At 65.6% G+C, this 19,545-nt stretch carries 16 protein-coding genes; 7 read left to right on the forward strand and 9 right to left on the reverse strand.

Annotation, left to right across the window (positions count from 1 at the left end; translation table 11 throughout):
* The first annotated feature begins 148 nt into the window (after positions 1-148).
* Both BN1143_RS18445 and BN1143_RS18450 read left to right on the forward strand, forming a co-directional pair.
* Positions 149-586 carry a GNAT family N-acetyltransferase gene (locus tag BN1143_RS18445; protein ID WP_042051650.1) on the forward strand — a complete coding sequence of 146 codons (438 nt, stop codon included), beginning with the start codon at positions 149-151 and terminating at the stop codon, positions 584-586.
* An 18-nt stretch (positions 587-604) separates the two neighbouring features.
* On the forward strand, positions 605-1,414 hold the full coding sequence (locus tag BN1143_RS18450; protein WP_042051652.1) for a M90 family metallopeptidase: 810 nt from the start codon (positions 605-607) through the stop codon (positions 1,412-1,414).
* Positions 1,415-1,496: 82 nt separating this feature from the next.
* On the opposite strand, the gene BN1143_RS18455 is transcribed toward BN1143_RS18450, so the two are convergent.
* The 9 genes from BN1143_RS18455 to BN1143_RS18495 all read right to left on the reverse strand — a co-directional run bounded on the left by BN1143_RS18455 (position 1,497) and on the right by BN1143_RS18495 (position 13,459).
* Complete coding sequence (locus tag BN1143_RS18455) at positions 1,497-2,093, reverse strand: acetate uptake transporter (RefSeq protein ID WP_010633807.1); 597 nt, start codon at positions 2,091-2,093, stop codon at positions 1,497-1,499.
* Between the two features lie 661 nt (positions 2,094-2,754).
* Positions 2,755-5,655: a DUF748 domain-containing protein gene (locus tag BN1143_RS18460; protein ID WP_042051856.1), complete on the reverse strand. Its 2,901-nt coding sequence runs from the start codon at positions 5,653-5,655 to the stop codon at positions 2,755-2,757.
* A 48-nt stretch (positions 5,656-5,703) separates the two neighbouring features.
* Entirely contained in the window at positions 5,704-6,465 is a 762-nt protein-coding gene (locus BN1143_RS18465; RefSeq protein ID WP_042051653.1) for a substrate-binding periplasmic protein, read from the reverse strand.
* A 38-nt stretch (positions 6,466-6,503) separates the two neighbouring features.
* Positions 6,504-6,926 (reverse strand): MerR family transcriptional regulator, encoded by a 423-nt coding sequence (locus BN1143_RS18470; protein WP_005301493.1) that lies wholly within the window; start codon positions 6,924-6,926, stop codon positions 6,504-6,506.
* Positions 6,927-6,937: 11 nt separating this feature from the next.
* On the reverse strand, positions 6,938-7,906 hold the full coding sequence (locus BN1143_RS18475) for a hydroxymethylglutaryl-CoA lyase (protein WP_017779672.1): 969 nt from the start codon (positions 7,904-7,906) through the stop codon (positions 6,938-6,940).
* Positions 7,903-9,867 (reverse strand): acetyl/propionyl/methylcrotonyl-CoA carboxylase subunit alpha, encoded by a 1,965-nt coding sequence (locus BN1143_RS18480; RefSeq protein WP_042051655.1) that lies wholly within the window; start codon positions 9,865-9,867, stop codon positions 7,903-7,905. Before BN1143_RS18480 ends, BN1143_RS18475 begins: the two co-directional genes overlap by 4 nt.
* The gene (locus BN1143_RS18485) at positions 9,864-10,703 is read right to left on the reverse strand and encodes an enoyl-CoA hydratase-related protein (protein WP_017779674.1); all 840 of its coding nucleotides are present in this window, start codon (positions 10,701-10,703) and stop codon (positions 9,864-9,866) included. Before BN1143_RS18485 ends, BN1143_RS18480 begins: the two co-directional genes overlap by 4 nt.
* A 9-nt stretch (positions 10,704-10,712) precedes the next feature.
* Positions 10,713-12,314 carry a carboxyl transferase domain-containing protein gene (locus tag BN1143_RS18490; protein ID WP_042051656.1) on the reverse strand — a complete coding sequence of 534 codons (1,602 nt, stop codon included), beginning with the start codon at positions 12,312-12,314 and terminating at the stop codon, positions 10,713-10,715.
* Positions 12,311-13,459 (reverse strand): isovaleryl-CoA dehydrogenase, encoded by a 1,149-nt coding sequence (locus tag BN1143_RS18495; RefSeq protein ID WP_042051658.1) that lies wholly within the window; start codon positions 13,457-13,459, stop codon positions 12,311-12,313. Before BN1143_RS18495 ends, BN1143_RS18490 begins: the two co-directional genes overlap by 4 nt.
* A gap of 246 nt (positions 13,460-13,705) precedes the next feature.
* On the opposite strand from BN1143_RS18495, the gene BN1143_RS18500 reads away from it, so the two are divergent.
* The 5 genes from BN1143_RS18500 to mmsB all read left to right on the forward strand — a co-directional run bounded on the left by BN1143_RS18500 (position 13,706) and on the right by mmsB (position 19,514).
* Positions 13,706-15,217 carry a CoA-acylating methylmalonate-semialdehyde dehydrogenase gene (locus tag BN1143_RS18500; RefSeq protein ID WP_042051659.1) on the forward strand — a complete coding sequence of 504 codons (1,512 nt, stop codon included), beginning with the start codon at positions 13,706-13,708 and terminating at the stop codon, positions 15,215-15,217.
* A gap of 80 nt (positions 15,218-15,297) precedes the next feature.
* Positions 15,298-16,455 (forward strand): acyl-CoA dehydrogenase family protein, encoded by a 1,158-nt coding sequence (locus BN1143_RS18505; protein ID WP_042051660.1) that lies wholly within the window; start codon positions 15,298-15,300, stop codon positions 16,453-16,455.
* Positions 16,456-16,594: 139 nt separating this feature from the next.
* Positions 16,595-17,392, forward strand: coding sequence for an enoyl-CoA hydratase (locus tag BN1143_RS18510; protein ID WP_019840548.1), 798 nt, complete (start codon positions 16,595-16,597; stop codon positions 17,390-17,392).
* A gap of 70 nt (positions 17,393-17,462) precedes the next feature.
* Positions 17,463-18,566 carry an enoyl-CoA hydratase/isomerase family protein gene (locus BN1143_RS18515; protein WP_042051662.1) on the forward strand — a complete coding sequence of 368 codons (1,104 nt, stop codon included), beginning with the start codon at positions 17,463-17,465 and terminating at the stop codon, positions 18,564-18,566.
* Positions 18,567-18,593: 27 nt separating this feature from the next.
* Entirely contained in the window at positions 18,594-19,514 is a 921-nt protein-coding gene (mmsB, locus tag BN1143_RS18520; protein ID WP_042051663.1) for a 3-hydroxyisobutyrate dehydrogenase, read from the forward strand.
* Positions 19,515-19,545 lie beyond the last annotated feature (31 nt).

Genomic DNA, 19,545 nt, shown 5'->3' on the forward strand with positions numbered 1-19,545 from the left:
TAGCGAAATATGTTGTCACCTTGTTAATTTGTGAATTGACATTAACAAATCGTGATGTGGTTGGACAAAATGCGGTGTCAACCCGGTATCATCTCCTCTTTCATCGGCATGCCCGTGGGGGAGAAGCAGAGCAAAATCGAGGCCAAGGATGCAAACAGAGAGAGAGACGGCGGTGATCCGCCCGGCCTGCGCCGGGGATGTGGCCGCCATGGCCGACTTGTTTGGCCAGCTGGGCTACCCGGTCAGCCCACAGGAGCTGGAGGAGCGCTGGCTGACGCCGGATCCGGCCCGCGAGGTGCTGGTGGCCTGCCTGGATGAGGGGATCGCAGGCGTCTTGGTGTGGCACTGCCTGAACCCGCTACACGTTGCACCAGAGTGGGGCCTGATCTCGGCGCTGGTTGTCGATGAGGGTGCAAGGGGAAGCGGAGTGGGGGCCGCCCTGCTGGCCGTGGCAGAGAGCCATGCACAGGCGCGGGGGTGCAGCCAGCTGGAGCTCTCCAGCAGCCTCAAGCGGGAAGGGGCCCATCGCTTCTATCTGGCGCAGGGGTATGTCGAGCGTCCGAAACGGTTTGTGAAAACAGTCTGATCAGCAAGAGGAGTCTGTGTGTTCTGGTCTCGCTTACGAAGTGTGTTTGGTGGTGCGTCCCGGCAAGATGAGCAGGGGCCGGATGCCCTGGAGTGGCAGCAGGCCCTGGCCGCGGTGCCCATTTTGCAGGGCTTTTCCCGGGAGGAGGAGGAGACCCTGATCGGGTTGGCGCAGCAACTGCTGGCCCGCAAGACCCTCACCCAGATCGGGGTGACGCTTACCCCCCGTCAGCAGGCGGTGCTGGCCCTGCAGGCGGCGCTGCCCATTCTGCATCTGGGGCTCGACTGGTATCGGGGCTTTCACGAAATCATCCTGATCCCCGAGCCTGTGGTGCGCCGCCAGCAGGTACAGGACGAGTTCGGGCTGGTGAGCGAGGTGGAAGAGGAGAACGCCGGCGAATCCTGGCCCCAGGGGCCGCTGGTACTGGCCTGGAGCGAGCTGCAGCAGGACGGTGACTGGGACGGCTTCAATCTGGTGATCCACGAGCTGACCCACAAGCTCGACATGCTGGGAGGGGAGGCCGACGGGGCGCCGCCGCTGCCGGCAGGCATGGATCCGCGCCAGTGGACGAGTGCGCTGCAGGCAGCATTCGATGCCATGCAGGCGCAACTGGATCGCCATGAGCCTACCGCCATCGACCCTTACGCCGCCTCGCACCCGGCCGAGTTTTTTGCGGTGTGCAGCGAGAGCTTTTTTACCGATCCGCTGCGCCTGCGCGACACCTATCCGGCGGTGTACCAGCAGTTCACCCGCTTCTTCGGCCAGCAGCCGGCGACGCGTTTTCCGGCGACCCGACTGCTGGCGGGTGAGCCCGAGTATCACGGCTAGTCGGGTGAACCTGGCAAATCGCGCCCAACAAAAAGGCACCCCGCGGGGTGCCTTTTTCGTGACAGCTGTGTCGGCCGGGTGCTTAGGCAGCGGCTTTGAGCTGAACGGCGGCGGCTTTCTTGTGATCGCCGATCGGCAGCACGGTGCGGCCGAACTGCTCGTTCAGCACGGTGGCCATGGCCAGATAGATGGCGCTGGCGCCGCAGATGATGCCTTCGAAACCGGCGATGGTGCCGATCAGGGTGCTGCCGGTGAAGTCACGGGCGGCCAGCAGGAAGAACAGCACGGTCAGGGAGGCGAACACGAACTGCTTCACGCGCGGGTAGTTGACGGTCCCGATCAGCATGAACAGGGTGAACATGCCCCACATCAGCAGGTACCAGCCCATGTAGGCGTGCGGAGTGGCTTCGGCCAGACCCATGGTCGGCATCACCAGCAGGAACACCAGGCTCCACCAGAAGGTGCCGTAGGAGATGAAGGCAGTCACACCGAAGGTGTTGCCGCGCTTGTACTCCATGATACCGGCGATGATCTGGGCCAGACCGCCATAGCACAGGCCCATGGCCAGGATCATGGCGCTGATGGGGAAGAAACCTGCGTTATGGATGTTCAGCAGAATGGTGGTCATACCGAAACCCATCAGACCCAGAGGGGCAGGGTTGGCCAATTTTTCGCTCACGTGGCGTTCTCCAAAAATAGAGGTGGGGGTTGATAAAAGACGCGCGATTTTAGGCAGGCTATTGGCCTCGGGCAAGAGGCGGAAGGGACGAAACAGTAAAAAAATAACGGAATTTTTTACCCGGCTGACCATTCGTGCGATCCAGGTAGACGGCTGGTGAATGAATGGTGCGGACAAGGTTGATAAATTGTATTGAGCAGAACGTTTCTGAAAGTTTCATACAGTTCGAGACGATGGTTGAGCCGCGCTGTCTACCATATTTTCATCGCCAAACCTGAGCACACCTGAGGCCAAAAAATATGCTCATATGCCATCAGACAAGAGGCGTCAATGACCGGTTCAATACAAACGACCTGACTGCCTGTCCGCGGCTTCGGCATGGTTGAGCAAGGGGCATTGCGCCGGGCGAGTGAGCTGACGAGGTGGATATCTGAAACAAGGGGTCAGGATGGGGGTGATAAAGTGTTGAACGCGAGCTTGGGTTCTGCAGTTGGCCTTATGCAGTGACGCAGATTGTTGCTGGATAGCCGAGAGGGCTGGCCGGATGAAGGGGGAAAGAAGGAACGCGGGCATGTGCTCGGCAACAGCCCTCGAAAGAAGGGCTCAATCCCAAAGAAGAGGGGGGGAATAGCATCCCCCTCATCCTGCTGATGTCACCGGCTCAATCGTCCAGGGTCAGTACCACCTTGGCCTCCTTGTCGGCCTCCCTGACCTGGCTGTCCAGCACAAACAGCCGCTCCGGCGCGATCCCCTGGCGGTCCACCAGAAACTCCTTGGTGTTCTGGGCACGGCGCATGGCCAGATTGCGCAGGGACTTGGCGGTGATGAGCTGCTGATCCCGCAGCAGGAGCACCGCCTGGGCGCGCAGGGCCGGACTCGCCTCATCGAGCTTCAGCCGATCGGCCAGATCCCCGAGATCTTCGTTGAAGCGCGCCTCATAGGCCTCTGCCAGTGCCGATTGCATGGCGGGGTCCTGCTCCAGCAGATCGAGATCCACCGGGTTGCCGGTGATCTTGGCCAGCACCCGTTCGAGCTTCTGGCGCTGCAGTATGGGGCGCTCCTCGTTGAAGTTGACCTTGCCGCGAATGTTCATGCTGAGCTTGGGTCTGTCCTTGAGGGCTTGTGCCAGCTTGGTCAGCTTCTCCTGCTGAGTGGGAGTGAGATCCGGCTCACCGGGCAGGAAGGGCAGCTCGTCCAGATCCTCGCTGCCACCCGCCAGGGAGGCGAGCAGCGAGAAGGGGGAGGTGACCGCCTTGCGCAGGGTGTTGCCAAGCACGTCCCAGAAGATGTTGCCGAGGCTGAAGTCAGGCTGATCCAGATTGCCCTTCACTTTCAGGTTCATCTGGATGACGCCGTTGGCATCGCTCAGCAGGGCAACCGCCAGCCCCAGCGGCAGATCCTTGGCTTGCTCGCTCTTGACCTTTTCCCCCAGCTGCAGCTTCTTGATGGTGATGTCGTTGTCCCCCTCCAGCCGGTTGCCGTGCAACTGGTAGTTGAGCTTCATGGAGAGCTGGCCCTTGTCGATGGCGTAACCGGCGTAGGTGCTGGAGTAGGGGGTGAAGGTGGTGAGCTCCAGGTTGTTGAAGGTGACGGCCACATCCAGCACCGGCTGCTCGATCAGCAGGTTGGTGCCGCCGCGAATGGTTACCGGGGCATAGCGGTCCACCTTGCCGTTGAAGGCCAGCTCGGAGCGCTGGCCCGGGATGTTGCTGATGTGACGGCTCTGGCCGCTGAGGGAAGCGATGTCCACCACGAATTCCGGGCTCAGGCTGCGATCGGCAAAGCGCAGGTTGCCCTGTTCGGTGCGCACCTGGGCGATGCTGACGCGGGGGGCCGGCCCGCTGCTGGCGGGCTTGGCCGTGGCCGGTTGCGGCAGCAGCAGTTGCTGCACGTTGGTGACCCTGTCCTCGTTGATCTCGATGCGGGCGAAGGGTTTGCGCAGCAGGATGTCGTCGATCTTCATCTGCTGGCTGATGCCGTCGTAGTGCAGGCCGCTCAGTTGCAGTTGCTCAATTTGCAACAGGCGCTGGTTGTCGGCCCGATCCAGTACGTTGAGCCGATCGATGTCGAGCCCGCCGCTCAGCTCCAGCTTGCTCAATGTCCCCTTGGCATCGGTGGCCAGCGCTAGCTTGGTGCGGCTGGCAAGCTGGCCGTCGCGCACACTGATGCGCAGCAGATCTTGCAGGTAGGGCTGGGCCCAGCTGAGCGGCAGACCCTGTTGCTTGATCTCGCCGTTGAGGCTGAAGGGCGCCAGGGCGAGGTCGCCGTCAAAGTCCAGTTTTGCCTGGTTGTTGAGCGCCCCGCTCAAGGTGAGCGGGCTGCTCTGTCCGCTCTGACTGCCCAACGGACCCAGGGCCAGCGTCAGGGCGGAGAGCTCTCGCAGCAGCGGCTTGCCGCTGCTCGATTCGGTCAGCTTGAGCTGGCCCTGTTCGATGCGGGTCTGCTTGAGGCTCCAGCGCCAGGGTTTGGCCGGGGCGGCCGGTTTGGCGGCTTTACTGGTTTTGACCGGCGGCTGGGGGATCAGCAGGGTCGCCAGATCCAGCTGCTGGTTGGCATCGAGTATCGCGCTGACGGCCGGCGCCTGGAGCGTCACCCGGTCGATCTGCAGCGCCTGCTTGTTGCCATCGAGCGCGATGCCGGTCAGCGCCAGCTGCTTGAAGCGGGCAAATTCGCCGCCCTTGCGGCGCTGGAGCTGCCAGTCATTGAGGGTCAGCTTGCCCTTGGAGAGTTGCCAGCCCAGCCCCTGCTTGCCCTCGGCTATCTGGTAGGCCAGCTCGGCGTTGGCCTCGCCCTTGGCCAGCTTGACGTCGAGATAGGGGGCCCAGAGCGGGGCGAAGGGGGTGAGGGCCAGTTTGCCGAGGCTGATCTTACCCTTGCCGGCGCCGCTCATGATGTCGAGCTCGCCGCTCGCCTTGAGTGGGCTCTGCTTATTGAGGGTGGCTCCTAGCACGAAAGGGTTGGCACGGCCCGGAGCGGTGGAAAAGCGTGGCAGTTGCAGGTCGAGCCCGCTCAGGGCCAGGGTGGGCACCCAGCCGGGGCTGCTCTGCTTGCGGCTGTCCTGATAGGTGATGTGACCCTGCTCGGCCGCCAGCCGGTTGATCTGCACCAGCAGTGGGGCGCCGCTGTCGGTGGTCGCGGCGTCACCCGGCGCGAGCAGGCTGGCCAGCGCCTCGGTCAGGTTGAAGCGAACGTCTTGGCCGCGATCCGCCAGTCGTACCAGATTGACCGTCGGCTTGACCAGCAGTGCCTCATCGAGGATCAGGGCGCGCTGGCGCCAGCTTTCCCCTATCAGGGGGGTGAGCTGCAAGCGATCGAAGGCGACGAGGGGCTGTTGCTGGTCATCGAACAGGGTGGTGGGGCCGATGGCGAGGGAGGGGTGGCGCAGGCCGATGTCAATCTCCCCCAGGGTCAGGTACAGACCGTAGTGTTTGGCCAGCCAGGCCGGCAGGTGGCGCTGGGTGAGGGTGGGGGCTTGCCATAACAGAATGAGCAGAGAACAGAGCAGGGCGGCGCAGAAGTAGAGAGCGTAGCGCAGCAGGCGGGCACGCAGGGGCTTGGGCATGAGGGTCTCCAATTGATGCGCATAGGGTAACAAACTTTCAGGTCATTATCATGGTGCCACTTGATTCTGTACGCCGTACCTTGTCCAGAGGCTTGCCAGTTTTCCGCTCTTTTCAAGCGCATCCAGCCACAGCTCCAGCTGCTGCACCGAGACCCTGCTATCCGGGCTGAGCAGGGCTCGCAGCGCGTATTGCTGATCCCATTTGTCCGATCGCAGCAGTCGTGCGGCCTGTTCCGGCTGTTCTTTCTCGAACTGGTTGAGGTAGGAGAGGTTGATGATGGCCACCTCGCCGCGCCCCTTGAACAGCCCCTGCAGGGCGCTGACGTTGTCCTTGACCAAGGTGATGTTGAAGCGTCGCTTCATGTTGCCCGGTGTCGCGTCGAAATCGGCGATGCCGTAGTGATAGCCGCTGACGCCGATCAGCTGGCGTTGCTCCAGATGATCAAAGACAGTTTGATCCCGCCCCGGCGCCTTGAGCGCAACATAGATCTCTCCACCCAGCAGCAGCGGACGGGTCATCAGCACCTCATCGGCATGCCAGTCCCAATGGATGTCTTCAAACAGGATCAGGGAGAAACGACCGAGGGCCAGCGCCTGGTAGCGGTGAGCGGCGGAGGTGGGCACGAAGACGAAACGCACGTCCCGCTGGATGTCGTTGAGCTGGGCGATAAGATCCAGGGTTAGCCCGTGATAGCCGTCGTTCGCATCCTTGATCACAAAGGGGGCATAGGGGTAGCCGCCGACCCGGATCACAGGGTGGCCCCATGCCCCGCAGCAGAGCAGCAGCAACAACCAGCACCAGCGTTTCATCGGGGCTCCCGGAAGGGGGTAAATAACCCCAGATTCGGTTAATCTGCGCCAGTTTTCAAGCCGTTAAGGGAATTTACGCAGCGCTGCTCGGCCGCCTCCAGCTCGGCCATCACCATCTGGATATCCTCCAGCTGCTGGCGCAGGGAGTGGCGCTTGGTTTCGATGAGCTGGATCATGGAGTTGAGCTGGGTCTTGCTGGAGCGGTCGGTGTCATACATGTCGAACAGCTCGCGGATCTCCGCCAGGCTGAAGCCGAGGCGCTTGCCGCGCAGGGTCAGTTTGAGGCGGATCTTGTCCTTGTGGCTGTAGATGCGGGTCTGTCCCTCCCGGGTCGGGGTGATGAGCCCCTCGTCCTCGTAGTAGCGGATGGTGCGCGGGGTGATGTCGAACTCGTGAGCCAGCTCGGAGATGCTGTAGGTCACCTCCTTGCCGGCGAGTCCGTGGGCGAGGGTATTGGGCATGGCGGGGCTCCTTAGTGCGGGGATGAGTGCGGGGATGGCTGGCACAGCCGCGTGCGCAGCCGCTCGGCATTGGCGTGCAGGGCCCGGCCGACCCGAGAACCGTTGGGGCGGCCGAGCTGTTCGCTCACCCACTGGCCGGTGGCGGCCAGCTTGTCGAGATCGACGCCTGTGCTCATGCCAAGGCCGTGCAGCAGATAGACCACCTCCTCCGAGGCGACGTTGCCGGAGGCGCCGGGGGCATAGGGGCAACCACCGAGCCCGGCCACCGAGCTGTCGATGGTGCGGATGCCGCGCTCCAGCGCCGGCAGCAGGTTGGCCAGCCCCTGGCCATAGGTGTCGTGAAAATGGACCGCCAGCCGGCCGGCCGGGATCTCGTGCAGCACCGCATCCAGCATGGGGGCCACCGTGCCAGGGGTGCCGACGCCTATGGTGTCGCCGAGGGATATCTCGTGGCAGCCCAGATCCAGCAGTCGCTCGGCCATGGCGGCGACCCGCTTGGGCCGGGTCGGGCCATCGAACGGGCAGGCGATGACGGTGGAGAGGTAGCCGCGCACCTTGATGCCGAGGCTGCGCGCCTCCTGCACCAGGGGGGCGAAGCGCACCAGCGACTCCTCCACGCTGATGCCGATGTTGGCCCGGGTAAAGCCGTCCGAGCAGGCGGTGAAGAGGCCTATCTCGTCGGCGCGGGCGGCGATGGCGGCCTGCAGCCCCTGCAGATTGGGCACCAGGGCGCCGTAACGGGTTGCAACCTTGCGCGGCAGGGCGTCGAACAGTGCGGCGGAATCCGCCATCTGCGGCACCTTTTTGGGGGAGACGAAGGCGCCCACCTCGATGCGCTGCAGCCCGCTCTCGGCCAGCCGTGCGATGAGCTCCAGCCGCTGCACCAGCGAGAGGGTCGCAGTTTCATTTTGCAGGCCGTCCCGCGGCCCCATCTCCACCAGGCTGACCTTGTCGTCCCGGTTCTCCTGTGCTCGGTTCATGAGCGTACCTCCTGCTCGGTCTGCTCTTCGGCAAAGCGCACCAGCACGGCGCCCTGACTCACCTGTTCTCCCTGGCGGCACTGCAGCGCTTCGATCACCCCATCCCGGTCGGCCTTGAGGACGTGCTCCATCTTCATGGCCTCCAGCACCAGCAGGGGCTGCCCCTTGCTGACCGGCTGGCCGGCCTCGACCTGCAGCGCCACGACTATGCCGTGCATGGGGGCCAGGATGCCGGCGCCGCCGCCCACCTGGTGATCATGGTGCAGCTGATGATGCTGATCGTCGGCCGAGAAGCGGATGCGCCTGCCCGCCAGTTGCAGCAGATAGTCGCCCTCGCCGAGGGACTGCAGCGGGTAGCGTTGCCAGCTGCCGGCCTGCTGCAGGCGAACATGATCCGGCCCAAGCTCGAACGGGATCTGTTCGCCCTGCCAGAGCAGGGCGCCGGCTCGCTCGGTGAGGGTCAGCACGCGGGCCTCCTCGCCGATACGCACCGCTGCGCTGAAGCTGCGGTTGGGGCCGAGCCGAAAGCCTGTTGCCTGCTGCCAGGGGGAGGCATCGCGCTGGCGACTGGCGAGCCAGAGGGCGGCGAGCGGCCAGGCGAGCGCCGGAACGGGCAGGGGGTCGGTGGGAATGGGCCACTGGGTGTGGTGGCCCATCGCCAGCACCTCTGGCTCTTCGCACAGGCGCAGCAAGAGCGGACCGTTATGCACCAGGGGGCCGAGCTCCAGCGCCGCCAGCGCGTCGGCCAGGCTGGCAAAGGCTTCGCTGCGGCTCGGTGCATGGGCGATCAGCTTGGCGATCATGGGATCGTAATAGGGGCTTACCGCATCGCCAGCACCGACGCCGGTGTCGATGCGCACGTCAGCCGGCCAGTGAAGCCAATTGATGGGGCCGCTGGCGGGCAGAAAACCGGCGGCCACGTCCTCGGCGTAGAGGCGCGCCTCCACCGCGTGGCCGCGCAGCACCACCTCATCCTGGGTGAGCGGCAGCGGCTTGCCTTCGGCCACCGCCAACTGCCAGGCCACCAGATCCTGGCCGGTGACGGCCTCGGTGACCGGGTGCTCCACCTGTAGCCGGGTGTTCATCTCCATGAAGAAGAACTCCTCCCCGCACAGCAGAAATTCGATGGTGCCGGCTCCTCGATACTTGATGGCCCGGGCGGCGGCGATGGCCGCCTCGCCCATGGCACGGCGCAGCGCCGGAGGGATGTCGGGGGCGGGGGCCTCCTCGATCACCTTCTGGTGGCGGCGCTGCAACGAGCAGTCCCGATCCCCCAGATAGATGGCGTTGCCGAGGGTATCGGCAAACACCTGCACCTCCACGTGGCGGGCGTAGGCGAGATAGCGTTCCAGCAGCACATGGTCGTCACCGAAGGCAGAACTTGCCTCCCGCTTGACCGCCGCCAGGGCCGCGTCAAAGTCGGCCAGCTGATCGACCCGCCGCATCCCCTTGCCACCGCCGCCACTGGCCGCCTTGATAAGGAGCGGAAAGCCCACCTGGCTCGCCTGATCGCGCAAAAAGTCGGGGTGCTGATCCGCGCCGTGATAACCGGGCAGCACCGGCACGCCGGCGGCCTGCATCAGCGCCTTGGCGCCGGACTTGTCGCCCATGGCGAGGATGGCGGCGCCGCTTGGGCCGATGAAGCGCAAGCCCCGCTGCTCGCAGGCGGCGGCAAAGTCGCTGTTCTCGGAGAGAAAACCGTAGCCCGGGTGGATGGCGTCGGCGTTCGCCTCTTTGGCAATCTTCAGCACCTTGCCGGTGTCGAGGTAGCTCTCCCGGGCGGGGGCCGGCCCCAGATGCCAGGCTTCGTCGGCTTCGCGCACATGCATGGCGCGGGCGTCGGCGTCCGAGTAGAGGGCGATGGTGTGAATGCCGAGGCGCCGGGCGGTCTTGATGATCCGCACGGCGATTTCGCCGCGGTTGGCGATCAGCAGGCGCTTGATGGAGTGGTATTGAGTCATGCTTCGTCCTTGAAACGGGGGCGCCAGCTGGGGGAGCGTTTGTCGAAGAAGGCTTGCATCCCCTCCTGGGCTTCGAGACCGACCCGTACCCGGGCGATGGTCTCGACGGTTTTCTCTTCGTGCAGGCTGGCGCTGTGGCTCTCGAGGGCGGCCAGCAGCCGCTTGGTCTCTTTCATCGCCTCTGGCCCGTTGCGGCACAGACGCAGGGCCTGCGCGCGTCCTTCGGCCAGCAGCTGATCCGGCGGGCAGCGCCGGTGCGCCACGTTGAGCCGGCAGGCAGTGACCGCATCGAACGGTTCGGCGCTGAGCATCAGGGCACGGGCCTGGCGCATTCCCATGGCGCGCACCACGTAGGGGCTGATCACCGCGGGCACCAGCCCGAGGCTCACCTCGGAGAGGCAGAAGCGGGCGTCATCGGCGGCCAGCACCAGATCGCAGGCGCAGATGAGGCCGAGTGCCCCGCCGTAGGCGGCGCCCTGCACCAGCGCCACCGTGGGGAAAGGAAGCTCGTCCAGGGTTTGCATCAACCGGGCCAGTACCCGGGCGTCTTCCCGGTTGTGCTCGAAATCGGCGTGGGCCTGGTTGCGCATCCAGTTAAGATCGGCGCCGGCGCAAAAATGCTTGCCTTCCGCCCGCAGCAGCAGGGCGTGGGGGCGGTCGGCGAGGGCTTGGCCGTGGGTGTGGGCCAGCTCGTCGAGGCAGTCGAGCAGCCCCAGCATGAGGTCGGCGTCAAAGGCGTTGTGGCGGGCCGGGCGCGACAGCACCAGCTCGGCCAGCGGGCCGTGTCGCTCCAGCCGAAAACCGGGCTGGATGTCGTGACTGAATGGATCGGACATGTGAACTCCTTACATCCGGAAGATGCCGTACTGTTCCGGGCCTGTCTCGGCCCCCTGACAGGCCGCCAGCGCCAACGCCAGCACGGTGCGACTCTGGGCCGGGTCGATGACGCCGTCATCCCACAGGCGAGCGCTGGCGTAATAGGGGTGGCCCTGACGCTCGTACTGCTCGATCACCGGGGCGCGGATGGCGGCCGCCTCCTGCTCGCTCAGGCTCTTGCCCTCGGCGGCCAGCTTGTCCCGGCGCACCTGCACCAGCACCCCGGCCGCCTGCTCGCCGCCCATGACGGAGATGCGGCTGTTGGGCCAGCTGAACAGAAAATCGGGGTCGTAGGCGCGTCCGCACATGCCGTAGTTGCCGGCGCCAAAGCTGCCGCCGACGATCAGGGTGATCTTGGGCACCCGGCTGCAGGCCACCGCGGTGACCAGCTTGGCGCCATGCTTGGCGATCCCTTCGTGCTCAGCCGAGCTGCCCACCATAAAGCCGGTGATGTTCTGCAAAAAGAGCAGCGGAATGGCGCGCCGGTTGCAGAGCTGGATGAAGTGGGCTCCCTTCTGGGCGCTGTCGCTGTGCAGCACCCCGTTGTTGGCGAGGATCCCCACCGGCATGCCGCAGATCCGGGCAAAACCGGTCACCAGGGTAGTGCCGAACAGCGCCTTGAATTCGTCAAAGTCCGAGCCATCCACCAGCCGGGCGATCAGCTCCCGCGCGTCATAGGGGCGCTTGAGGCTGGTGCCTACCAGGCCGTAGAGATCCTCGATGGGGTAGCAGGGGGGCTCATAGCCGGGGTTGGTCTCTACCGGTTCGTTGCCCAGGTGGGTCACCAGAGTTCGGGCAATGGCCAGCGCGTGGCCATCGTCGCGGGCCATGTGATCCGCCACCCCGGAGTGGGCGCAGTGCACTTCGGCCCCGCCCAGCGCCTCGGCGCTGATCTCCTCGCCGGTGGCGGCCTTGACCAGCGGCGGCCCCGCCAGAAAGATGGTGGCCTGCTCCCTGACCATGATGGACTCGTCCGCCATGGCGGGCACGTAGGCGCCGCCGGCGGTGCAGAGCCCCATCACCACCGCCAGCTGGGGGATGTTCTGGGCCGACATGCGGGCCTGGTTGTAGAAGATACGGCCGAAATGTTCCCGGTCGGGGAACACCTCGTCCTGCATCGGCAGGAAGGCACCGCCGGAATCCACCAGATAGAGGCAGGGGAGGCGCAGCCGCTCGGCGATGGCCTGGGCGCGCAGGTGCTTTTTCACCGTGAGCGGGTAGTAGGTGCCGCCCTTCACGGTGGCGTCATTCACCACCAGCATGCAGAGCCGGCCAGAGACCCGGCCGATGCCGGTGAGGATGCCGGCGGCGGGCACCGGCTCGTCATAGACCTGCCAGCCGGCCAGCGCCGAGAGTTCGAGAAAGGGGGAGCCCGGGTCCAGCAACTGGTTGATGCGCTCGCGGGGCAGCAGCTTGCCACGGGCCTGATGGCGGGCGTTGTTGGCAGCGCCGCCGCCCAAGGCTATCTCCTCCAGACGGGCATTGAGATCGTCGACCAGAGCCTGCATGGCGGCCCGATTGGCCTCGTAGTCGGGGCTGGCTGTGTCGAGGCGGGAGTGGATCCTGCTCATGCATTATCCCCCATCAGCTCGCGGCCGATGAGCCAGCGGCGGATCTCCGAGGTGCCGGCGCCTATCTCGTAGAGCTTGGCGTCCCGCAGCAGGCGGCCGGTGGGGTATTCGTTGATGTAACCGTTGCCGCCAAGCAGCTGGATGGCATCGAGCGCCATCTGGGTGGCATTTTCGGCGGCAAACAGGATGGCGGCGGCGCAATCCTTGCGGCTGGTGCGGCCCTGATCGCAGGCGCTCGCCACCGAATAGACCAGCGCCCGGCTGCTGGCGAGGCGGGTATACATGTCGGCAAGCTTGCCCTGCACCAGCTGGAACTCACCTATGGCTTGGCCGAACTGCTTGCGCTCGCGCACATAGGGCAGCACCACGTCCATGCAGGCCTGCATGATGCCAAGGGGGCCGGCCGCCAGCACCACCCGCTCGTAATCCAGACCGCTCATCAACACCTTGACCCCGCCGTGCAGGGGGCCCAGCAGGTTCTCCTGCGGCACCCGGCAGTTGTCGAACACCAGCTCGCAGGTGCTGGAGCCGCGCATGCCGAGCTTGTCGAGCTTCTGGGCGGTGGAAAAACCCGGGGTCCCCGCCTCGACGATAAAGGCAGAAATCCCTTTGGGCCCGGCGGCGGGATCCGTCTTGGCATAGATGACGAAGGTGTCGGCATCGGGCCCGTTGGTGATCCACATCTTGTTGCCGTTGAGCACGAAGTGATCCCCCTCGCGCACCGCGGTGAGGCGCATGCTCACCACGTCGGAGCCGGCGCCTGGCTCGCTCATGGCCAGCGCCCCCACATGCTCGCCGCTCACCAGCGGTGGCAGGTAGCGGGCTTTCTGCGCCGCCGTGCCGTGGCGGTGGATCTGGTTGATGCAGAGGTTGGAGTGGGCGCCGTAGGAGAGGCCGACCGAGGCGCTGGCGCGGCTCACCTGCTCCATCACCAGCACGTGGGCCAGATAGCCGAGGTTCACCCCGTCATACTCCTCCGCCACCGTGATGCCGTGCAGCCCCAGCTCACCCATCTGGGGCCAGAGATCGCGGGGGAAGACGTTGCTCTGATCGATGTCGCCAGCCCGCGGCGCGATCACTTTCTGGCAGAAGGCCTCGACCTGCTCGGTCAGGGCGCACAGGGTCTCGTCCATCACTGCATGCATCCTTGCTCTCCTCATATGAAGGGGGTGACAGCCTGGCGGCCGAGCTGAAACAGGGGGCCAAACTGGTCAGTCCATTTGTGATTTAAGTTTACGTTAGCGTAAACGTAAATTGATTGTTAGTCTAAGGTAAATTTGTTGCGCCATGACGGCAAGGGCGATTGCCCGGTCGTGATGGTCCCCCGTCACAGGAGTGCCCATGGCCCGTCCGCAAACGGCCCATGATGTGCCAGCAAGGAGAGAGTACCCATGAACAACCATCAGACCCGGTTCGGTGACGTGCCGCTGCACATCGGCGGGGAGGCGTACCCTTCCGTGAGCGAGCAGTGGATCGAGGTGACCGACCCGGCGGATCAGAGCCTGCTGGCGCGAGTGCCAAAGGCCACCTCGGCAGAAATTGAGTTGGCGGTGCGCACCGCTCACGACGCCTATCTGCTGTGGCGGGAGGTGCCGGCCTCTGAGCGGGCCCGGGTGATGTTCAACTACCAGCATCTCTTGAAGACGCATCACGACGAGCTGGCGGCCCTGCTGGCCCAGGAGACCGGCAAGAACCTGGCGGATGCCAAGGGGGATGTGTGGCGCGGCATCGAGGTGGTGGAGCAGGCCTGCGCCATCGCCAGCCAGACCCTGGGGGAGACCATGGGCAACGTGGCCCGCCGGGTCGATGGCCACTCCTGGGTGCAGCCGCTCGGGGTCTGCCTTGGCATCACCCCCTTCAACTTTCCAGCCATGATCCCGCTCTGGATGTTCCCGTTGGCGGTGGCCTGCGGCAACGGCTTCGTACTCAAGCCCTCCGAGCAGGATCCGCTCACCCCCATGCGCCTGGCCGAGCTGTTTGCCGAGGCGGGGGCCCCTAGGGGCATTCTGTCGGTGGTGCATGGCGGCGCCGAGCAGGTGGATGCCCTGCTGGCCCATCCCGACATCAAGGCTGTCAGCTTCGTCGGCTCGGCCCGGGTTGGCGGCCACGTCTATCGCAGCGCCACTTCCCAGCTCAAGCGGGCCCAGTGCTTTGTCGGTGCCAAGAACCACATGGTGATCATGCCGGATGCCAACAAGGCGCAGGTGCTGAGCAACCTGGTGGGGGCCGGGGTTGGCGCCGCCGGTCAGCGCTGCATGGCCATCAGCGTGGCGGTGTTCGTGGGGAGCGCCCGGGAGTGGATCCCCGAGCTCGCCGCCGAGTTCGCCAAGGTAAAACCCGGTGTCTGGCACGATCCCGAAGCCGCCTACGGCCCCCTCATCAGCCCGGAGGCCAAAGTCAGGGTGGAGGGGCTTATCGAGGCGGGGATCGCCGAGGGGGCCGAGTGCCTGCTGGACGGCCGCTTCTGCGACGTGCCCGGCTACCCGGTGGGCAACTGGGTGGGGCCGACCCTGTTTCGCGGCGTGACTCCCGAGATGCGTATCTACAAGGAGGAGATCTTCGGGCCCGTGCTGGCCTGCCTCGAGGTAGAGAGTCTCGATGAGGCGCTCGCCCTCATCAACGACAACCCCTATGGCAACGGCACCTCCATCTTCACCGGCTGCGGCGCCGCCGCCCGCAAATTCCGCCATGAGGTGGCGGTGGGCCAGGTGGGGATCAACGTCCCCATCCCGGTGCCGCTGCCGTTCTTCTCCTTCACCGGCTGGCGCGGCTCCTTCTACGGGGATCTGCACGCCTACGGCAAGCAGGCGGTGCGTTTTTACACCGAGACCAAGACGGTCACCGAACGCTGGTTCGACGAAGACATCCCGACCGGCCCCAACATGACCATCCAGCTGCGCTGATGGCGGATGCAGCCTGGGTTGTCCGGGCGCACTCATTGACAGCAACGGAACGACCGAACAAGTACAAGGAAGCAAACAAGATGGATTTTAACCTGACCCCGGATCAGCAGGCCTATGTGGAGGCTGCCAGTGCCTTTGCCGAGGAGGCGCTCAAGCCCCACGCCGCGCGCTGGGACAAGGAGCACGAGTTTCCCGTCCCGACCATCAAGCAGGCGGCGGCGCTCGGCTTCTGTGGCCTCTACACCCCGGAGCAGTATGGCGGGCTCGGCCTGCCGAGACTCGATGCCAGCCTTATCTTCGAGCGCCTCGCCATGGGCTGCACCTCCACCACCGCCTATCTGACCATCCACAACATGGTGAGCTGGATGCTGGGCAGCTGGTTGCCTGCCGAGGTGGCCGAGGAGTGGGTACCCAGGCTGGCCAGCGGTGAGCTGCTGGGCTCTTATTGCCTCACCGAGCCGGGGGCCGGCTCCGACGCGGCGGCCCTCAAGACCCGCGCCGTGCGCGATGGCGAGGATTACGTCATCGACGGCAGCAAGGTGTTCATCTCGGGCGCCGGCAGCACCGACGTGCTGGTGGTGATGGCGCGCAGCGGCGGCGAGGGGGCGAAGGGGATCTCCGCCTTTATGGTGCCGGCCCAGACCCCCGGCGTGAGTTACGGCAAGGCGGAGGAGAAAATGGGCTGGAACAGCCAGCCGACCCGGGAGGTGAACTTCAGCGCCGTGCGCATTCCCGCCCGTTACCGGCTGGGGCAGGAGGGCGAGGGGTTCAAGTTCGCCATGCAGGCGCTCGATGGCGGGCGCATCAACATCGCCACCTGTTCGGTCGGTACCGCCCAGCAGGCCCTCGACGATGCCCTGGCCCATGTGCAGCAGCGCCAGCAATTTGGCCACCCGATCAGCGAATTCCAGAGCGTGCAGTTTCGCCTGGCCGACATGGCCACCGAACTGGCGGCCGCCCGGCTGCTGGTGCGTCAGGCGGCCGCGAGACTCGATGCCGGGGCGCCGGACAAGAGCGCCTGGTGCGCCATGGCCAAGCGCTTTGCCACCGATGTGGGCCACCGCATCTGCGACGACGCCCTGCAACTCTTTGGCGGCTATGGTTATATCCGCGAGTACCCGCTCGAGCGCTACCTGCGCGATACCCGGGTCCACCGCATTCTGGAAGGGACGAATGAAGTGATGCGGCTCATCATCGCCCGCCGTCTGCTGGCCGAGCCCGGTCTGGTGCTGGAGTAGCGAGGTGGGGCCGTCGTGCTCGGAGCCCGCCCTGACGACGCGGTTGGCGTGACTCGTCGTCAGGCTTTGTGAGCCAGCCGCAGGTCGGCTCCATTCAACCCTGTCATCATGAGGCAGGTTTTTTGACAAGGACAACGCAATGACAAGGATCAGGCTCGAATATCACGGTCACGTGGCTTATATCACCCTCGACCATCCTCCCGCCAACACCTGGACGCTCGCCAGCCTGCAGGCCTTCTTGCAGATGATGGTGGAGCTCGACGGCCGCCCCGACGTGGTGGCGCTGGTGATCCGCGGGGCCGGGGACAAGTTCTTCTGTGCCGGCGCCGATCTCAACATGTTTGCCGACGGCAACCTGGAACACGCCCGCGAAGTGGCCGAGGCCTTTGGCCGCGCCTTCGAGGCGCTGGCGCGCTTTCACGGGGTCAGCATCGCCGCCATCAACGGCTACGCCATGGGGGGGGGCCTCGAGGTAGCGCTGGCCTGCGACATCCGCATCGCCGAGCAGCAGGCCAAGCTGGGCCTGCCGGAGGCCTCGGTGGGCTTGCTGCCCTGCGCCGGCGGCACCCAGCGCCTCACCGAACTGGTGGGGCCGGGCTGGGCCAAGCGGATGATCCTCTGCGGCGAGAAGGTGAGCGCCACCCTGGCCTACGAGATGGGGCTGGTGGAGGAGGTGGTGAAGGAGGGCCACGCCTGGGAGGCGGCGCATCAGATGGCCCAGCTGGTGGAGCGCCAGAGCCCGAGCGCCCTGCGCGCCTGCAAGACCCTCATCAATCAGGGGCGCAGCGGCCATCGGGACGCGGCGCTGCCGCTCGAGCGCAGCCTGTTTCTCACCCTGTTCGACGATGCCAACCAGCGCGAAGGGGTGGCCGCCTTCCTCGAGAAGCGGGCCCCGAGCTGGCACTATGACCAATCCACGCCGTTGAAAAGGGAGTGAAGGATGAACGAGGTAATGATGGCGGTCCGCCGTGTCGCGGGGGCTGATACCCGGTTTGCGGAGGCCAGCCATGAGTGAGCCTGTGCGCATCGAGACCCACCCCACCGCGGATGGTCGCCACATCGGCGTGCTGACCCTGGACAGCCCCGCCTCCCTCAATGCCCTGAGCCTTGAGATGATCCGGTTGTTGCAGGGGGCGCTGACCCGCTGGGAGCAGGATCCGGCCATCGTCTGCGTGCTGCTGCAGGGGGCCGGTGAGAAGGCGTTTTGCGCCGGCGGCGACATCCGCTCTTTTTATTACCGCAAGCAGGAGGCGAGCGAGTCGGCACTGTTTGGCTATGCTCGCGACTTCTTTGAGCAGGAGTACCGGCTCGATCACCACATCCACTGCTACAGCAAGCCTCTCATCTGCGTGGCGGACGGCATCTGCATGGGGGGCGGCATCGGCCTCTTTGCCGGGGCCGGTTTTCGGGTGGTGACCGAGAAGAGCCTGTTTGCCATGCCGGAGGTGACCATAGGCCTCTATCCGGATGTGGGGGCCAGCTGGTTTTTGAGCCGCATGCCGGGCCGGCTCGGGCTCTGGCTCGGTCTCACCGGGGCCCGCTTCAACGGGGCGGATGCCATTGGCCTGGGTCTGGCGGATCACGCCATGGCGAGCCACGAGCGGATGGAGCTGCCGGCGCGCCTCGCGGCCCTCGACTGGTCTGACTCTGCCGATACTGGCGAGCAGATCGAGGGGGTGCTGGCCGGTTTGCAGCAATCTCTTGGCCAGACGCTGCCGGCCCCCGTGCTCTTGCCCCACCAGGCTCGCATCGATGCGCTGCTGGCCGGCCGCTCCCTGCAAGGGGTGTTGGCACGCCTCGAGGGGGCCGAGCTGGACGAATCGGCGCTGGCCCAGGCGCGGGCGACCTGCCAGAGCGGCAGCCCCATCAGCCGCGCTATTCTCTGGCGCCAGTTCTGGCAGGCACGGCGCCAGTCGCTGGCCGAGGTGTTTGCCGACGAGCTGACCCTCTCGGTCAACTGCGTGCTCAGAGGGGACTTCGTGGAAGGGGTGCGGGCCCTGCTCATCGACAAGGACAAATCCCCCCGCTGGCAGGCCCCGCAGACGGGCGAGGCCTGGCTGGATGCCTTCTATCGCTGGCCCGAGGGGGACAACCCCTTGCGCCCCCGCTGACGCGGGATCACACACAAGGAACAGACCATGACAAGGATTGGATTTATCGGGCTTGGCAACATGGGGGGCCCCATGGCCGCCAACCTGGCCAGGGCGGGGCACACAGTGCAGGTGTTTGATCTGGTGGCCGAGAGTCTGACCCGCGCCATCGAGGCTGGCTGCATCGCCGCCGGCGATGCCCGCGAGGCGGTGAGCGGCTGCGAGCTGGTGATCAGCATGCTGCCGGCGGGGGAGCATGTGCGCAGCCTCTGGCTTGGCGAGAGCGCCGGTGAGCGGGGCGGGCAGGATCTGCTGGCGGCCCTGCCGCACGGCGCCCTGGTCATCGACTGCTCCACCATAGACGTGGCCTCGGCCCGCCAGGTGGGGGCGGCGGCGCAGGCGCGCGGCATCCGTTTTCTCGATGCTCCGGTGTCGGGAGGGGTGGCCGGTGCGGCGGCGGGGACGCTGACCTTCATCGTCGGCGGCGAACAGGCGGATTTTGAGGCGGCCAAACCCGTGCTCGCCTGCATGGGGCAGAACCTGTTTCACGCCGGGGCGCTCGGCGCCGGCCAGATCGCCAAGATGTGCAACAACATGCTGCTTGCCATCCACATGGCGGGCACCGCCGAGGCGCTGGCGCTCGGGGTCAAGGAGGGGCTGGATCCGGGCGTGCTCTCCACCATCATGGGCAAGAGCTCGGGCAACAACTGGAGCCTGGAGCGCTACAACCCCTGGCCCGGGGTGATGGAGAACGTGCCGGCGTCGCGCAACTATCAGGGGGGCTTCATGACCCGGCTGATGGTCAAAGACCTGGGGCTCGCCATGGCCCTGGCCGAGCATGCCCACAGCGCCGTGCCCATGGGGGCGCTGGCGCGCAACCTGTTCAACCTGCACGCCACCAAGGGACAGGGGGCCCGGGATTTTTCCAGCATCGTCGAACTCTATCTGGACAAGACAGAGCCGGGTTAAGGGCCGCTATCTACCTTTTTACCCGATAGTC

This window comes from Aeromonas dhakensis (genome assembly GCF_000820305.1).
In the GTDB taxonomy this organism is placed as follows: Bacteria; Pseudomonadota; Gammaproteobacteria; order Enterobacterales; family Aeromonadaceae; genus Aeromonas; species Aeromonas dhakensis.

What these genes read in the sequence shown, in the direction of transcription:
- BN1143_RS18445 (WP_042051650.1), top strand. Translation starts at nt 149, where the DNA reads ATGCAAACAGAGAGAGAGACGGCGGTGATCCGCCCGGCCTGCGCCGGG.
- BN1143_RS18460 (WP_042051856.1), bottom strand. Translation starts at nt 5,655, where the DNA reads ATGCCCAAGCCCCTGCGTGCCCGCCTGCTGCGCTACGCTCTCTACTTC.
- BN1143_RS18465 (WP_042051653.1), bottom strand. Translation starts at nt 6,465, where the DNA reads ATGAAACGCTGGTGCTGGTTGTTGCTGCTGCTCTGCTGCGGGGCATGG.
- BN1143_RS18470 (WP_005301493.1), bottom strand. Translation starts at nt 6,926, where the DNA reads ATGCCCAATACCCTCGCCCACGGACTCGCCGGCAAGGAGGTGACCTAC.
- BN1143_RS18475 (WP_017779672.1), bottom strand. Translation starts at nt 7,906, where the DNA reads ATGAACCGAGCACAGGAGAACCGGGACGACAAGGTCAGCCTGGTGGAG.
- BN1143_RS18480 (WP_042051655.1), bottom strand. Translation starts at nt 9,867, where the DNA reads ATGACTCAATACCACTCCATCAAGCGCCTGCTGATCGCCAACCGCGGC.
- BN1143_RS18485 (WP_017779674.1), bottom strand. Translation starts at nt 10,703, where the DNA reads ATGTCCGATCCATTCAGTCACGACATCCAGCCCGGTTTTCGGCTGGAG.
- BN1143_RS18490 (WP_042051656.1), bottom strand. Translation starts at nt 12,314, where the DNA reads ATGAGCAGGATCCACTCCCGCCTCGACACAGCCAGCCCCGACTACGAG.
- BN1143_RS18495 (WP_042051658.1), bottom strand. Translation starts at nt 13,459, where the DNA reads ATGCATGCAGTGATGGACGAGACCCTGTGCGCCCTGACCGAGCAGGTC.
- BN1143_RS18500 (WP_042051659.1), top strand. Translation starts at nt 13,706, where the DNA reads ATGAACAACCATCAGACCCGGTTCGGTGACGTGCCGCTGCACATCGGC.
- BN1143_RS18505 (WP_042051660.1), top strand. Translation starts at nt 15,298, where the DNA reads ATGGATTTTAACCTGACCCCGGATCAGCAGGCCTATGTGGAGGCTGCC.
- BN1143_RS18510 (WP_019840548.1), top strand. Translation starts at nt 16,595, where the DNA reads ATGACAAGGATCAGGCTCGAATATCACGGTCACGTGGCTTATATCACC.
- BN1143_RS18515 (WP_042051662.1), top strand. Translation starts at nt 17,463, where the DNA reads ATGAGTGAGCCTGTGCGCATCGAGACCCACCCCACCGCGGATGGTCGC.
- mmsB (WP_042051663.1), top strand. Translation starts at nt 18,594, where the DNA reads ATGACAAGGATTGGATTTATCGGGCTTGGCAACATGGGGGGCCCCATG.